Source organism: Streptococcus dysgalactiae subsp. dysgalactiae (assembly GCF_900459225.1).
Classification (GTDB): Bacteria; Bacillota; Bacilli; order Lactobacillales; family Streptococcaceae; genus Streptococcus; species Streptococcus dysgalactiae.
The window spans coordinates 1565083-1579332 of the sequence record NZ_UHFH01000003.1 but is presented as its reverse complement, the minus strand read 5'-3'; the positions used below and the strand labels follow the sequence as shown (position 1 = coordinate 1579332).

Genomic DNA, 14250 nt, shown 5'->3' with positions numbered 1-14250 from the left:
TCTGTTGGATTTTGATGAATTGCCCATGGGCACCACCTACCTTTCAGAAATAAGAGCCACCGTCTTAACTTTTCTGCCTTTTTATTATAACATACCGTATCTCTGTCTGACCAGTTTAAGAAGGAGGGAATGTTATCAAGAAGAAACTTGGATGTCTAGGAGTGCTTATGAGCATTCCTTTTTTTATTGTAGTTATCGTTACGATCATATTTAGCAGCAGTCAAGGTGATTGTCAAGTAACTCCTGATCTATCAACACAATTTGTTACCTCAAGTGATTCTGCTTCACAAACCGATTGGACAAAGAAAGGCTCAATTGCGAATGTTACAGCAGGTAAAGTCTTTCACGCTTGGGTATCGAAAGGCTTGTCAGGCGCTTCTGCCGCAGGAATTGTAGGTTGGGTTAATTCCGAAGGTGGTTTTGCCATGATAGGTCGAGCAGAAGGACATTATGGTAATGATTTACGAACTAATTCTATAGCTTTTGGAGTGAAACCAATTGGTTTGAGTTACTATACGACAGAAGCAGGTGGAGGTATTTATCAATTTACCCCTTATACCAAATATGCCCCTTTAGGTGATCCCAAGTGGGAGAATGCGGATGCCATGAACGAATTTGTTGCAAAAGCCATTCTAGCTGGTGATTGGAATGCTTCAATGGATTTGACAGGAGGAAATCATACCTTTAAGCAAATGGCCCAGATGACCGATCCGAAACAGGCTACGCTAGTTTGGCAAGCTTATGAACGTGGTAGTACTGCCCATATTAATCCATTTCAAAAGCAAGCAGATGCTCAGAAAGCGTATGAATTATTCGATGGAGCTAAATATAGTTATAATGAAATAGTATTTCATAAATCTTTTGACATTTTTGGTCCATTAAAGCCGGGGGAAGGGGAATCAAAAGAAGTCGTTTTATCATTATGTGAATCAGGTTCTTACTCTAAGGGGGCTTTTGGGAAAGATCGTACAGGCAAAGTCAACTATACTTCCTACAATGCTTGGCGACCAGAACAATTGCCTGCAGATTTAAAACCTTATGCGCTCGATCCCAGATCAGTTGGCTTGAATTATCGACAAGCGGCTGGCTGGTATGCGATTGCTTCGACAGGAGGTCAATGTACCGATCTTTCTGCGAGTTTGATGTATGCTTTGTGGTCAAAAAACGGTAGCCATCCAACACAAAAAGCAGGTAATGGGCATATGGTTGTTGCTAATTGGGTTAGGACTTTTGGCGGTTCATCTGATAAATCGCCAAGTTCAGGTGCTGTATTTTCCTCTGCAGGGACTAGTTCTGCTGGCCATACAGGTGTTGTCAGCCATGTTTTTGAAAATGGGGACATTTTAATTGTGGAACAAAATTATGCGTCTTATTCGGGTGATGATGGTGGCTTTGGGAAATACTCTTGGAACTATCGCTATGTCACTACTGCAGAATTAAAAAATGAAGGATATACTTTTTACAATCCTGCGAAACTCGGTTATCAGATTACGAAATCAGTAGGAACGGTAGGTAAATAATGAAGATAAGAAAAGTTATTATTGTTATGCTGGTAGTAGCTCTTTCATTAGGATTTTATCGGTTGTATCATCGTCAAAAGCCATCTCAGTTAATAGAAGCTAATCAAGAAATACTTGTAAAACCAATTACACCGAGTAAAAGTAAAACTAAGGTTAAGAGAAATGTTGCCAAAGAAGCCAAGGCCACTTTAGAGATGCCTGAGGAGCGTGTTAACGAAAAAGAAGCTAAACAGGTGAAATCAGCTATTGTAATACCGATTGATTATTTAGCTAGTGTATCAAGTCAAGATGATATTAAGGTTACTTATGATAATAAGTTGTCCATTACTAATCCAGCAATGGCAGCAAGCATTAAAACGATGCTTTTAGCAGGGTATCACTTTGATTTAGATAGCTTGACGGTTTATCAGAGCAATTCTGATAATGTGTATCAATTTACAATTTTATTAGTGACTCATCAGCAAGAACAATTAAGTCTTGTTGGTAATTATGTTACTGGTACAGGTCAGTTTGAATTTGTGAGTTTACATGGCACTCCAAAAAATGTCATGTTTTAATTAAACGAAAAGAGGAAAAATAAGATGACAAAAGAAAAAATGATGAGTTTTATGACGATTGCAAGTATTGCTTTGCTTGGAAGTGGGGTGGTTTGTGCTAATGATGTAGCAGATCCAGTAGCAGGAACAACGGATGCAGTGGTGGTACCAGTCTCACCTCAACCAACGACACCGAGTGAGCATACAGCAACAGATACTACCAATAAAATTGTTGACCCGACTAAGCCAAGTGAGGACAAGGTGGCAGATAGTACTGATCAGCTAATCCCTCCAGTTAAATCAGATTCAGAAACAAGCGAGGATAAAGTAACAGATCCAACGGAGACTAAGCCAAGCAAAGAGAAGAGGGAAGAGCCTGTTAAGTCCAATGATTCAGAAGTGATTCCAGAACAACCTAAGTCAGAAGAGGTGAAAAAAGCTGAAGAAAATACAGGTGCTAGTACAACTGAAACTCCTAAACCTGTAACAAAACCTGTTATTGAGACACCGATTGTGACTAATACAGGCTATACGGTTTTGGGAACGCAAGATGGCAATGTTTGGGTTCAAACAGAAACCGGTAATGTATTGAAACCTGCGATAGCAATTGGTGCTGTAAAGCAAAAAGATGGTACAGTTTCCTTAAAAACAAAAGATGGGAAGTTAGAAGTCTTACCATCAACTGGAGAGACTAAAACAATCTTAGCCATTTTGGGAGGTTTAGCTATTTTAGGAGCTATCTGGGTAGGTTGGAAAGATAATATCAAAAAGTATTTAACATTTTTGAAAAAGAAAAGTGAAAAATAAGATAAAGCCATGATTAACTTCATGGCTTTATTTCATTAAATCGTATAGTTTGGAATAAAACATGATAGAATAGAGGTAAATTATGAATGGAGAAATAAGTTTTATGGATTGGGTTGGAATAGGTTCAATAGTAACTCTTATATGTGTTTTGATAAAAAGTTATTGGGACAATGAGGGGATTAAAGAAAGATTTAATTCATTATCAAAAGAACAGAATAATTTAAAAGATGCTATAGAAAAGCTAATCAATGATAAACACCAAATTCTGATCAATGGAAATGGTAATTTATTAACAAATCTTAAAAGTGAAAGAGAAATTACAACCAAAGAAACAGTATCAATTAAACATGATACAAAGTTTATTTATGATGAAATATTAGAAGAAAGAACGTCTCGTCGTAATTTATATCAAAATGTTTCTAACGCAAGTGAAGTACTAAAGACTATTGATATTATGAGAGAGACTATTGTACAAAATGCTAATTTAGAAGTACAAAATCAACAGTTATTTTTAAAAGTTAATTCTTTAGAAGAAAAAATAGTTGATTTATCTAATCAACCTAAAAATGAAGAAATATCAAAATTGCGTTCGTCTATTAGAAGCTTTGAAAGTCAGTTAGCAAGATTTGAAGATGGTGGTTATAATGAAGCTGAGGAGATAAAAGGTGCATTAAGAAGGATTTTAAATGACCTTGAAGGATAAGAAGTTGATAGAAATAAAGTTGTGATTAATTTCATGGCTTTTTTTGTTTGTTTTTTTATTAAAGAGTAATGCTCGGGAGATATGGATTTTAAATTAAAACTGTAATTAAAAAATAGTTCGGTTTTAAATTGGAAAACCTAATTACCTGGAACAAATAACGTTCGGATTAAGCAAGTTATAAGGAGGATGAGTATGCAACAAGTTTTTAATGTGAGTGTTCCTGTACCAGATGATGTCGTTATCATATCAAAAGAGGAATATTTAGATTTGTTAAGTGATAATGAACAAGGAAAATGGTGGGATATTGATAATTTGCAAGAATTGTTGGGCATTGGTAGGTCAAAGTTAATTAATGATATCTTATTAAACCCAGATATTAAAAAGGAAGTTGATTTATCAATTAATCCAAATGGTTTTATTGTTTATCCTAGGGGGAAAGGTAGCCGTTATAAAATATTAGCAACTAGAGCTAGAAAATACTTTGAAGAAAATTTTGGTTCTATTTTATTAAATAACTAAATGATATAATATTGAGGATAAATTCCTTGATGTCTAGGAAAGGAGAAAAATGGCAACATATAGACAAAGAGGTAAAAAGAAATTATGGGATTATCGTGTTTATGGTAAAGATGGAAAATTAATAGCATCTGGTTCAGGCTTTAGAACAAAAAAAGAAGCATCATATGAAGCTTTAAAAATTGAGCAAAAAAAATATTATTCAGATGTTATAAATTCCAATGCTACATTATTTGAGATGTGGCAAATATGGTATGATCTTGTTGTTGAGCCAAGTGAATTAGATATTCTTACTAAGCAAAAATATCAAGCCCGAGGAAAGATAATTGAAAAATATTTATCTGATATCCCTGCTAATAGAATTAAACATAGTAAGTATCAAGAATTTATTAAGTTTTATGGTAAAAATGTAACTTTGAATTTAATGACTTGTTTGAATTCAGATATTAGAAAGGTTATAATTTTTTTTAAAAGGGACGGGGTTTTAATTGAAGATTTTACAGAAGGAGTTAAAATTTTTGGAAAACCATATAAGAAGTCGCCAGAAGATAAGTATTTAAAAAGTATTGAAGATTATCAAAAATTATTAGCATATTTAAAAAGAATAGCTAATTATTCAGACTCAATAATCCCTTTTTTTCTTTTCACGATGTTACAAACTGGTTTTAGGTTTGGTGAAGCAATGGCAATAACTTGGGATGATATTGATTTTGAAAGAAATAGTATTTATACATATCGAAGATATTCTTCAATAAAAAAGGACTTTACAAAGCCTAAAACAAGGACTTCAATAAGGAGAGTTCCAGTAAGTCATGATTTAAAAGAGTTATTGCTTGAACTAAAATTTCAACAAGAAAGAATGCTGAAAGGTTTGCATATAAAAAATACAGATCAATTGATTTTTTATGACTATAGGTTTGGTATGTTATCAAATAATGCTGTTAACAAATTCTTGGCAAGCTCATTGGAAAAATTAGAAATAGAATCTAAGATGTCATCAACAGGTGCTAGACATACTTATGGAAGTTATTTGTTGGCTAACGGAGTAGATATTTGGGCGGTTGCAAAATTAATGGGGCATAAAGATATTAAACAATTAATAGAAACATATGGTCATTTGCTTCTGGAAGTGGAAGAAAAGGAAAATGATCAGCTTTTAAAAATTCTTAATAATAAAGGTAGTTTTTAAAATGACTATCAAGAACAAATTAAGAACAAAAATAAAAGAAACCCTATTATAATAAGGTTTCACTCATATATTTTCTGCCACCACCGAGAATCGAACTCGGAACGAAGCATTACCATTGCTTTATTATACCATTTAACTATAGCGGCTACCTTTTTATAATACTATAACTTATGAGTTGGCGCAAGTCTTTCTTTCAAAAAAATCGATTCCCGCGTTGTAAAATGAAGTGCAACAAAAAAGACAGGTTCGTCTGATATACTAGAATTCCCCAATTCAGTATGGAAAGCAGATGAACATGTCTAACATTAATTCTACCAGTAACCGCGCTGTCACGCATCTCATCAGTCAGTATCCTATTGCATCCATCACAGCGGATAATGGTTCTGAGTTTAGTTTACTCTCAACCTTAGAAGCTGTTGACGTTTACTTTGCACATCCCTATTCTTCACATGAGAGAGGAACAAACGAGAACTTCAATGGCCTCCTCAGAGAATAGGTCCCTAAAGGAATCTCACTTAATCCACTAACCTCTGAAGAACTTGACAATTATCTTACAGCCATCAATGAGCGCCCAAGACGACTTCTTCAATATCAATCCTCAAAATTCCTGTTTGAGCTATCTCGAACAGCTTAACCTCTGGAACTCTAGTTATCTATGAACTGGTTGCACTTGACTTGACAACTGGCGAAAAAATCGATTTTAAAAGCCGCCTTTTAGGTAGCTTAAAGTTCTTTAACGCGTTACCCGTAAATCGTGGGGCATGCGTTTAAATTCCCGTTTGAGGAAAGTTAAAGCAGTGATAAAAGCAATAGCATCCGAAATCGGCCCAGCAAACATCACGCCCTCTACGCCAAAGAAATGTGGTAGGATAAATAAGAGAGGTAAGAGAAAGATAACTTGTTTGGTTAGAGACAAGAAGGCGCCAATGCTGGCTTTACCAATAGCTTGGAAAAAGGTTGTGGATGCGATTTGAACCCCATTCAGAATGACAAAAAAGAGGAAAACGCGGACATATTTGATACCAAACTGGAAATAAAGGGCAGAGCCATGACCAAATAAGGTCAAGAAAGGTTTAGGGAAGAGTTCAAAGGCTAAAAAGGCAACCAGAGAAATGACAATAGCTGTTTTTAGCATCAGAGCAGTGGTCTCCTTAACGCGCTCTAACTGACGTGCCCCATAGTTAAACCCAACGATTGGCTGAGCGCCTTGAACCAGTCCGATAATAACCGCAATAAAAAGCGAATTAATTTTCATAACAATCCCAGCGACAGCAATGGCAATATCACTACCATAAATGGATTCGGCACCATATTTACGCAACATATTGTTAGTGACAATTTGAATCAACATGGTGGACGATTGAAATATAAAAGATGAAGAGCCAACGCTGACAATGCTTTTAATCACAGCACGGTCCAACCTAAAGTCACTACTTTTGAGGTGAATGGATTTGAATCGTCTAAAGTAAAGGCCTAAAAAGAGGGCAGAAAGAATTTGACTAATTAAGGTTGCAAATGCTGCCCCCTTAATTCCCCATTGAAAGCCAAAAATAAAGATAGGGTCTAAAATCGTATTTAAGATGGCCCCAACCACAATGGCCATCATCGAATAAATTGGGCTGCCATCCGCTCTGACCAAGGGATTGAGGCTCATGGTAAACATTAAAAAAGGAATCCCGAATGCTGTGATACCAGTGTAATCAATGGCATAAGCCAAGGTTGCATCAGTAGCCCCAAATAAAATAAGTAGAGGCTTTAAAAATAGGATAATCACTGCACCAATGAGTATTCCGAGGGCCAATGATAGGAAAATAGCATTTCCGATAACATGAGCTGCTCGTTCTTTTTGCCCACGGCCTAAAGACAAATTAAAATTAGAGGCCCCTCCTAAACCAAGGGTTAAGCCGAAGGCTAAACAGATAATCGTAAGGGGGAAGGCGACGCTAGTTGCTGCATTTCCTAAATACCCAACTCCGTGTCCAATGAAAATCTGGTCTACAATATTATAGAGGGAGTTAACGAGGTTGGCGATAATCGCTGGCATAGCCATAGTGGCTAGTAATTTTGGAATAGGAGCTGTTTGTAATTTATTGGTTTGCATGGTGTCCTTTCTATCAATGCTTTTGTTGAGGGTTGTGATCAATGAGAGTTTGTAGCAGTTGTCTGAGCTGAGACCGATCTGCTTCAGACAGTGCTTGGGTAAACTGCTCTTCAATGACTTTGCTTTTTTGCAAATAATCATCAGCTTTCAAGCTAGCTGCCTCACTCAATCTAATGATATTGCAACGTTTATCTTGAGGATGAGGGTGTCGTTCAATCATCCCTTTTTTCTCTAGATTCTGTAATAACCCAGTAACGGTTGGGTTGGACATTTTAAAGAAGGTTTCCAAATCAATCTGCCTGGTTAACTGATTTTGGTGAGTGCTTAGGTATTTAAGAATTTTAAATTGACTTGGTGTTAAGTCAGCATCGGTTAGTAGCTGATTGGCAGTACGGTCAAAAGCTAGACTGGCCATCTTGATTAAAATACCAATATGATGATTAGGCATTGTCTTTCCTTTCTAAATACATCGTTCCCTATGGAATAATAGTATAACATAGCTTCCTATCTTTTTCTAGAAGATTACCTAAAAAAATTAAGGAAAGTGTTTTCTCAATGACCATTCCATTCTAAGTCATATCCTATTACTGATGAGCTTTTTTGGAATAAGATAGCACAAGAGCCATGCCTTATGGTATAATAGTAAGGATGATTTCAGAAAGAGGAAACTCAACATGTCTTATGAAGCAGAATTTTTAAGAGATTTTGAAGACTGGGTTAAAACTCAGATTCAAGTCAATCAGCTAGCCATGACCACCAGTCAACAGGTAGCTCAAGAAGATGGCGATGAGAGAGCTAAAGACGCCTTTATTCGCTACGAAAGCAAATTAGATGCCTACAAATTTTTACTAGGTAAATTTGACAATTATAAAAATGGCAAAGCCTTTCATGATATTCCGGATGATTTATTTGGAGCAAGGCATTATTAAGGACAAGGAGACACAAAACAGTGGCAAAACAAAAAAATCGTAAAAAAGCACTGAAGTTAGAAATGAAGCGCAATGGCTTGTTAAAAAAAGCAGGTCAAGTTTTTGATAAAGCAGTTGAAAGTGTGGGAACAGCTGTGGACAAGACGATGACAGCCAGCAAGGACCTTGTGGAAAAAGGAAGCCAAACCATTAGCAACCTAATCACTCCTCATGAAAGCCTCTCTCTAGATGAGTTTTCCGCCTTAGCAGTCGTGGAAGGGATTCGCTCAGATCTTGTGGAAACCTTATATGCAGAAGGCATTCATTCAGCGCAAGCTTTTAAGGAGTGGACGGAAAAAGACCTTCTTGCTCTTAAAGGTATTGGTCCAGCAACGGTTAAAAAATTGGTCGAAAATGGCGCAAGCTTAAAAAAATAGTCATCTTCTCGTTGCTTAATGCCTATAAATTTGTTAGAATATTAGCAATCAGAGGTGCATTGAGTTGGTCTGTTACAGAGAGCGGTGGTGTTGAGAAATCCGTACAGATGTCAAGGCTGGTAGCTGACGATCAGAAATCAGATATGAAAAGTAGCAGATCTATTTTGTGGTCTGAAACAGTGGTGGTACCGCGGAAATCGTAACACGAAATTCGTCCCTGTCTAGTGTAAACTGGATAGGGATTTTGACGTTTTGGAAAAATTATTATCGAATTTTTGTCAAAACTAATCTATGGAATAGGAAAAGTCCACTAGAAATTTTTGTTGAGACAGGCAGTTTTAAAAGGAGAAAATCATGTTACATCATGTTGAGGTTTATGTATCTAACTTAGCAAAGTCACGTGAATTTTATGAACCACTTTTGATTAAACTAGGCTATTATCCCTATCAAGAATGGGAGGATGGATTCTCTTTCAAAAAGTCAGAACACTACATCGTTTTTGTCCAAATACCAGCTGAGTTCCTTGAAGTAGGCTACCATCGTTGCCGAATAGGCCTCAATCACCTAGCTTTTTATGGTGGCAGTCGTAAACAAGTTGACCAACTGAGAAAAGACTTGATTACTAGAAGTGTCAATCTCCTCTATGAAGACCGCTATCCCTACGCAGGAGGAGAGAATCACTACGCTCTCTATTTTGAAGACCCGGATGGAATCAAAATAGAGGTGGTTGGGAATTGAAAGAAGGTGATGGATGATCGTTAAGATGCTAGAAGCATACAATGGCAAAGCTTTGCCCAAAGTGGAAACAGAACGGCTAGTATTACGTCAACGAAAATTGGAGGATGCCGAGGCCATATTTGCCTTTGCTAAACTGGCTGAAGTCAGTTATCCTGCTGGTTTTCCGCCTGTTAAAAGCTTAGCAGATGAAATCACTTACCTTCAAGACATTTATCCTGCCAATCTTGAAAAAGAGGGACTGCCTTCAGGATATGGCATTACCCTAAAAGGCGATGACAAAGTGATTGGTTCAATTGACTTTAATCATCGACGGGCGGATGATGTCTTTGAGATTGGCTACCTGCTCCATCCAGATTATTGGGGACGAGGGATTGTTCCAGAAGCAGCTGCCGCTCTTGTTGAAATTGGTTTTACCTTGCTTGACTTACATAAAATTGAACTAGGCTGTTATGATTACAATCAAAAAAGTCAGGCTGTTGCTCGGAAATTAGGATTTACCCTAGAAGCTACTCTTCGTGACCGTAAGGACGTTCAAGGTCGCCGCTGTGGCGACATGCGTTTTGGCTTACTAAGAAGTGAATGGGAGGTATGGAAAAGTAAATGAGCCTTATTATCATTGGGGCTCAAGCGTCGGGCAAGATGACCATTGGGCAAGAAGTTGCCAAGCAGACAGGTATGACCTTGTTTCATAATCACGATTCCATTGATTTTGTGTTGCGCTTTATGCCTTGGTCTCAAGAGAGCATAGCCTTGATTGAGCATATTCGTTTCGCTTTTTTTGAAACCTTTGCTAAAACAGGCCAAGAAATGATTTTCACCATCGTGATTGATTTCAATGATCCAAATGATGTGGCATTTCTTGAAAAGATTCAAGCGGTTTTTCAGTCTTATGACCAAGAGGTTCTCTTTGTCGAATTGGAAACAGATGTCAATGAACGCCTCAAGCGCAATCGCACAGAAAATCGTCTCAAACATAAACCACTTAAACGAAACATTAAGTGGTCAGAGCAAGATATTCAGTCAACGATGGCATATGCTGTTTTCAATCCTTCAGAACCACCCAAAACGCTCACTCATTACCAGAAAATCAATAATACTCATCTCATCGCTGCTGAAACAGCGCAGCTTATTATCCAAAAAATGACTCATATCAAGGAGAACTAAGATGACTGTTTTTCAGATAAAAGCACAGCAATTAGAACATTTAGAGGAGTTACCTTTTAAGCTAGAACGCGAACTTCAGTTATTATTTGAGGAAAATTTGGAAAAGATAACAGCTCTAGAGTTTATTTCATCTGAGTTTGTTATTCAAAATCAGCGGATAGATACTTTGGCCTTTGATTTAGAAAATCAAGCCTTTGTTATTATTGAATATAAACGCTCAACAAATTATAGTGTTTTAGATCAAGGAGTTTCCTACCTTAACACACTATTAAGGTACAAAGCTGACTTTGTTTTAGAGTATCAAGAAAAAACAGGGAAAATTTTACCTAAAAAGTCAATTGATTGGTCACAAAGTAAGATTGTCTTTGTTTCACCTCAATTTACTTCTTTCCAAAAACAAGCTATTGATTTTAAAGATCTTCCAATTGAACTATGGGAAGTTAAGCGCTTTGAAACTAATATTGTCGTTATCAATGGGATTAAAAAATCAGTCAATGCACCTAGTATAAAAACATCTGTTAAGGGAAATTCTTCAGATCTTTCGCTTGTTACTAAAGAGGTGAAAACTTATTCAGAAGACGATCTGTTGGCTAATAGATCTGAAGTAATTCAAGAATTGTATGATTCTTATAAACAAGCTATTTTACAGTTAATAGTAGATTGTGAAATTGTACCTAAAAAATTTTATATCGCCTTTAAAAAGGATAATCATAATATTATTGATATCGAAGTTCAACATAAACAACTAAAGCTATTCATCAATGCTAAAATGGGTCAAATTGATGATGCAAAGGGAGTGACTAGAAATGTTTCACAAATTGGTCATTATGGAAATGGTGACTATGAAATTAAGGTCACAGATACTAGAAATTTAGAATATATTATGAGTCTTATTAAGCAAGTACTATAGAAACTAGAAAGGACATACTATGTCAAAAGAACTATCACCTAAATACAATCCTGCCGAGGTTGAGGCGGGTCGTTATCAAAAATGGCTTGATGCAGATGTTTTCAAGCCATCAGGAGACCAAAAAGCAAAACCATATTCTATCGTGATTCCACCGCCAAATGTGACTGGTAAGTTGCACTTGGGACACGCTTGGGACACAACGCTTCAAGATATTATCATTCGTCAAAAACGCATGCAGGGCTTTGATACGCTTTGGTTGCCAGGGATGGACCATGCAGGGATTGCGACACAGGCTAAAGTCGAAGAACGCTTGCGTGGTCAAGGCATCACCCGTTATGACTTGGGTCGTGAAAAATTCCTAGACAAGGTTTGGGAATGGAAAGACGAATATGCCACTACGATTAAAGAACAGTGGGGCAAAATGGGTCTTTCTGTGGACTACAGCCGTGAACGTTTCACACTAGATGAGGGCTTGTCAAAAGCAGTTCGCAAGGTTTTCGTTGACCTCTACAAAAAAGGCTGGATTTACCGTGGTGAATTCATCATCAACTGGGACCCAGCTGCCAGAACTGCCCTATCCGACATCGAGGTTATCCACAAGGATGTGGAAGGGGCTTTCTACCACATGAACTACATGTTGGAAGATGGCTCACGCGCCCTTCAAGTGGCAACAACGCGACCAGAAACCATGTTTGGAGACGTTGCCGTTGCCGTAAACCCAGAAGACCCTCGTTACAAAGATTTGATTGGTAAACATGTTATTTTACCAATCGTGAATAAATTGATTCCAATCGTGGGTGACGAGCATGCGGATCCTGAATTTGGGACTGGGGTAGTTAAAATCACGCCTGCTCATGACCCTAATGACTTTGAGGTTGGTCAACGCCATAATCTACCACAAGTCAATGTCATGAACGATGATGGAACCATGAATGAGTTAGCTGGCGACTTTGTAGGCATGGACCGTTTTGAAGCTCGTAAAGCTACCGTTGCTAAACTTGAAGAACTTGGTGCCCTAGTAAACATCGAAAAACGTGTTCACTCAGTAGGTCACTCAGAACGTTCTGGTGCAGTCGTTGAGCCTCGTCTATCCACTCAATGGTTTGTAAAAATGGATGAGCTTGCTAAACAAGCTATGGACAACCAAGAAACAGATGACCGAGTAGATTTCTACCCACCACGTTTCAACGATACCTTCCTTCAATGGATGGAAAATGTCCATGACTGGGTAATCTCGCGTCAGCTTTGGTGGGGTCACCAAATTCCTGCTTGGTACAATGCAGAAGGTGAGATTTACGTTGGCGAAGAAGCACCAGAAGGTGATGGCTGGACTCAAGATGAAGATGTTCTTGACACTTGGTTCTCATCTGCTTTATGGCCGTTCTCAACCATGGGATGGCCTGATACAGATTCAGAAGATTTCAAACGTTATTTCCCAACGTCAACCTTAGTAACAGGTTATGATATCATTTTCTTCTGGGTGTCACGTATGATTTTCCAATCGCTTGAATTTACAGGGCGTCAGCCATTCCAAAATGTCCTCATTCACGGTCTTATTCGTGACGAAGAAGGACGCAAAATGTCTAAATCATTGGGGAACGGGATTGATCCGATGGATGTTATTGAGAAATACGGTGCGGATGCCCTCCGTTGGTTCTTGTCAAACGGCTCTGCGCCAGGTCAGGATGTTCGTTTCAGCTATGAAAAAATGGACGCCTCTTGGAATTTCATCAACAAGATTTGGAACATTTCTCGCTATATCCTCATGAATAATGAAGGGTTGATCTTGGAAGAAGCTGAAAGTAATGTGGCTAAGGTAGCTGCCTCAGAAGCTGGAAATGTGACTGACCAGTGGATTCTCCACAACCTCAATGAAACAATCGCTAAAGTTACGGAAAACTTTGACAAGTTCGAGTTTGGTGTGGCAGGACACATTCTTTACAATTTTATCTGGGAAGAATTTGCTAACTGGTATGTGGAATTGACCAAGGAAGTGCTGTATAGCGACAACGAAGCTGAGAAAGTTATCACGCGCTCTGTCCTTCTTTATACTTTAGACAAAATCTTGCGTCTCCTTCACCCAATCATGCCATTTGTAACCGAAGAAATCTATGCCCAATATGCCCAAAGTTCGATTGTGACCGCAGCATACCCTACAGTTACTCCTGCTTTTGAAAATGAGGCTGCGCATAAAGGTGTGGAAAGTCTGAAGGATCTTATCCGTGCTGTACGAAATGCGCGTGCAGAAGTAAACGTGGCGCCATCAAAACCAATTACCATTTTGGTGAAGACAGCAGATAGTGAGTTGGAAGATTTCTTCAATGATAATATCAACTACATCAAACGCTTCACCAATCCTGAAAAATTAGAAATCAGCTCAGCCATTGCTGCGCCAGAACTGGCTATGACCAGCATCATCACAGGTGCTGAAATCTACTTGCCACTAGCAGATTTGCTTAACGTGGAAGAAGAACTCGCTCGCCTAGATAAAGAACTGGCTAAATGGCAAAAAGAACTGGACATGGTCGGCAAAAAACTCGGCAACGAACGCTTCGTCGCCAACGCCAAACCAGAAGTTGTCCAAAAAGAAAAAGATAAACAAGCCGACTACCAAGCTAAATACGACGCCACCCAAGAACGGATTGTGGAGATGCAGAAGTTGGTGGGGTAATTAACCAAACTCCAGTTTAATAGGGCGCTTTAACCTTTGATTAAGCTAGG

The 14250-nt window shown here is 38.0% G+C and carries 15 protein-coding genes, 1 tRNA gene and 1 pseudogene; 14 read left to right on the top strand and 3 right to left on the bottom strand.

Annotation, left to right across the window (positions count from 1 at the left end; translation table 11 throughout):
- The first annotated feature begins 167 nt into the window (after positions 1-167).
- The 6 genes from DYD17_RS08140 to DYD17_RS08115 all read left to right on the top strand — a co-directional run bounded on the left by DYD17_RS08140 (position 168) and on the right by DYD17_RS08115 (position 5271).
- Positions 168-1520 (top strand): phage tail tip lysozyme, encoded by a 1353-nt coding sequence (locus DYD17_RS08140; RefSeq protein WP_115253036.1) that lies wholly within the window; start codon positions 168-170, stop codon positions 1518-1520.
- Positions 1520-2077 carry a hypothetical protein gene (locus DYD17_RS08135; protein ID WP_115246281.1) on the top strand — a complete coding sequence of 186 codons (558 nt, stop codon included), beginning with the start codon at positions 1520-1522 and terminating at the stop codon, positions 2075-2077. Before DYD17_RS08140 ends, DYD17_RS08135 begins: the two co-directional genes overlap by 1 nt.
- A gap of 24 nt (positions 2078-2101) precedes the next feature.
- Positions 2102-2863, top strand: a complete 762-nt coding sequence (locus DYD17_RS08130) for an LPXTG cell wall anchor domain-containing protein (RefSeq protein WP_115246280.1) — start codon at positions 2102-2104, stop codon at positions 2861-2863.
- A 103-nt stretch (positions 2864-2966) separates the two neighbouring features.
- Positions 2967-3566 (top strand): hypothetical protein, encoded by a 600-nt coding sequence (locus DYD17_RS08125; RefSeq protein WP_015057921.1) that lies wholly within the window; start codon positions 2967-2969, stop codon positions 3564-3566.
- A gap of 192 nt (positions 3567-3758) precedes the next feature.
- Positions 3759-4085 carry a DUF771 domain-containing protein gene (locus DYD17_RS08120; protein WP_115246279.1) on the top strand — a complete coding sequence of 109 codons (327 nt, stop codon included), beginning with the start codon at positions 3759-3761 and terminating at the stop codon, positions 4083-4085.
- A gap of 49 nt (positions 4086-4134) precedes the next feature.
- The gene (locus DYD17_RS08115) at positions 4135-5271 is read left to right on the top strand and encodes a site-specific integrase (RefSeq protein ID WP_015057919.1); all 1137 of its coding nucleotides are present in this window, start codon (positions 4135-4137) and stop codon (positions 5269-5271) included.
- A 75-nt stretch (positions 5272-5346) separates the two neighbouring features.
- On the opposite strand, the gene DYD17_RS08110 is transcribed toward DYD17_RS08115, so the two are convergent.
- A tRNA-Thr gene (locus DYD17_RS08110) sits at positions 5347-5417 on the bottom strand.
- A gap of 167 nt (positions 5418-5584) precedes the next feature.
- Between DYD17_RS08110 and DYD17_RS08105 the strand changes: the two are divergent.
- A pseudogene (locus DYD17_RS08105) lies at positions 5585-5905 on the top strand (IS30 family transposase); the annotation flags it as partial.
- 99 nt (positions 5906-6004) lie between these two features.
- On the opposite strand, the gene DYD17_RS08100 reads toward DYD17_RS08105, so the two are convergent.
- Together DYD17_RS08100 and DYD17_RS08095 are read right to left on the bottom strand one after the other, a co-directional pair.
- Positions 6005-7372 carry an MATE family efflux transporter gene (locus tag DYD17_RS08100; protein ID WP_115276452.1) on the bottom strand — a complete coding sequence of 456 codons (1368 nt, stop codon included), beginning with the start codon at positions 7370-7372 and terminating at the stop codon, positions 6005-6007.
- Positions 7373-7385: 13 nt separating this feature from the next.
- Complete coding sequence (locus DYD17_RS08095; protein ID WP_003051966.1) at positions 7386-7820, bottom strand: MarR family winged helix-turn-helix transcriptional regulator; 435 nt, start codon at positions 7818-7820, stop codon at positions 7386-7388.
- Positions 7821-8046: 226 nt separating this feature from the next.
- Here DYD17_RS08095 and DYD17_RS08090 point away from each other — a divergent pair, with 226 nt between their 5' ends.
- The 7 genes from DYD17_RS08090 (at position 8047) to DYD17_RS08055 (ending at position 14200) form a co-directional block, all read left to right on the top strand.
- Positions 8047-8301, top strand: a complete 255-nt coding sequence (locus DYD17_RS08090) for a DUF1912 family protein (RefSeq protein ID WP_003051964.1) — start codon at positions 8047-8049, stop codon at positions 8299-8301.
- Positions 8302-8321: 20 nt separating this feature from the next.
- Positions 8322-8717 carry a helix-hairpin-helix domain-containing protein gene (locus DYD17_RS08085; RefSeq protein WP_115253035.1) on the top strand — a complete coding sequence of 132 codons (396 nt, stop codon included), beginning with the start codon at positions 8322-8324 and terminating at the stop codon, positions 8715-8717.
- Between the two features lie 354 nt (positions 8718-9071).
- Positions 9072-9455: a VOC family protein gene (locus DYD17_RS08075; protein ID WP_115253034.1), complete on the top strand. Its 384-nt coding sequence runs from the start codon at positions 9072-9074 to the stop codon at positions 9453-9455.
- A 13-nt stretch (positions 9456-9468) separates the two neighbouring features.
- Entirely contained in the window at positions 9469-10059 is a 591-nt protein-coding gene (locus DYD17_RS08070; RefSeq protein WP_115253033.1) for a GNAT family N-acetyltransferase, read from the top strand.
- On the top strand, positions 10056-10619 hold the full coding sequence (locus DYD17_RS08065; RefSeq protein WP_115253032.1) for an AAA family ATPase: 564 nt from the start codon (positions 10056-10058) through the stop codon (positions 10617-10619). Before DYD17_RS08070 ends, DYD17_RS08065 begins: the two co-directional genes overlap by 4 nt.
- A gap of 1 nt (position 10620) precedes the next feature.
- Positions 10621-11529 (top strand): DUF5655 domain-containing protein, encoded by a 909-nt coding sequence (locus DYD17_RS08060; RefSeq protein WP_115253031.1) that lies wholly within the window; start codon positions 10621-10623, stop codon positions 11527-11529.
- A 19-nt stretch (positions 11530-11548) separates the two neighbouring features.
- A complete protein-coding gene (locus DYD17_RS08055; protein ID WP_115253030.1) occupies positions 11549-14200 on the top strand; it encodes a valine--tRNA ligase in 2652 nt (883 codons plus the stop codon).
- Positions 14201-14250 lie beyond the last annotated feature (50 nt).

Coding starts and splice junctions, on each gene's coding strand:
- DYD17_RS08140 (WP_115253036.1), top strand. CDS start 168: ATGAGCATTCCTTTTTTTATTGTAGTTATCGTTACGATCATATTTAGC.
- DYD17_RS08135 (WP_115246281.1), top strand. CDS start 1,520: ATGAAGATAAGAAAAGTTATTATTGTTATGCTGGTAGTAGCTCTTTCA.
- DYD17_RS08130 (WP_115246280.1), top strand. CDS start 2,102: ATGACAAAAGAAAAAATGATGAGTTTTATGACGATTGCAAGTATTGCT.
- DYD17_RS08125 (WP_015057921.1), top strand. CDS start 2,967: ATGGATTGGGTTGGAATAGGTTCAATAGTAACTCTTATATGTGTTTTG.
- DYD17_RS08120 (WP_115246279.1), top strand. CDS start 3,759: ATGCAACAAGTTTTTAATGTGAGTGTTCCTGTACCAGATGATGTCGTT.
- DYD17_RS08115 (WP_015057919.1), top strand. CDS start 4,135: ATGGCAACATATAGACAAAGAGGTAAAAAGAAATTATGGGATTATCGT.
- DYD17_RS08100 (WP_115276452.1), bottom strand. CDS start 7,372: ATGCAAACCAATAAATTACAAACAGCTCCTATTCCAAAATTACTAGCC.
- DYD17_RS08095 (WP_003051966.1), bottom strand. CDS start 7,820: ATGCCTAATCATCATATTGGTATTTTAATCAAGATGGCCAGTCTAGCT.
- DYD17_RS08090 (WP_003051964.1), top strand. CDS start 8,047: ATGTCTTATGAAGCAGAATTTTTAAGAGATTTTGAAGACTGGGTTAAA.
- DYD17_RS08075 (WP_115253034.1), top strand. CDS start 9,072: ATGTTACATCATGTTGAGGTTTATGTATCTAACTTAGCAAAGTCACGT.
- DYD17_RS08070 (WP_115253033.1), top strand. CDS start 9,469: ATGATCGTTAAGATGCTAGAAGCATACAATGGCAAAGCTTTGCCCAAA.
- DYD17_RS08065 (WP_115253032.1), top strand. CDS start 10,056: ATGAGCCTTATTATCATTGGGGCTCAAGCGTCGGGCAAGATGACCATT.
- DYD17_RS08060 (WP_115253031.1), top strand. CDS start 10,621: ATGACTGTTTTTCAGATAAAAGCACAGCAATTAGAACATTTAGAGGAG.
- DYD17_RS08055 (WP_115253030.1), top strand. CDS start 11,549: ATGTCAAAAGAACTATCACCTAAATACAATCCTGCCGAGGTTGAGGCG.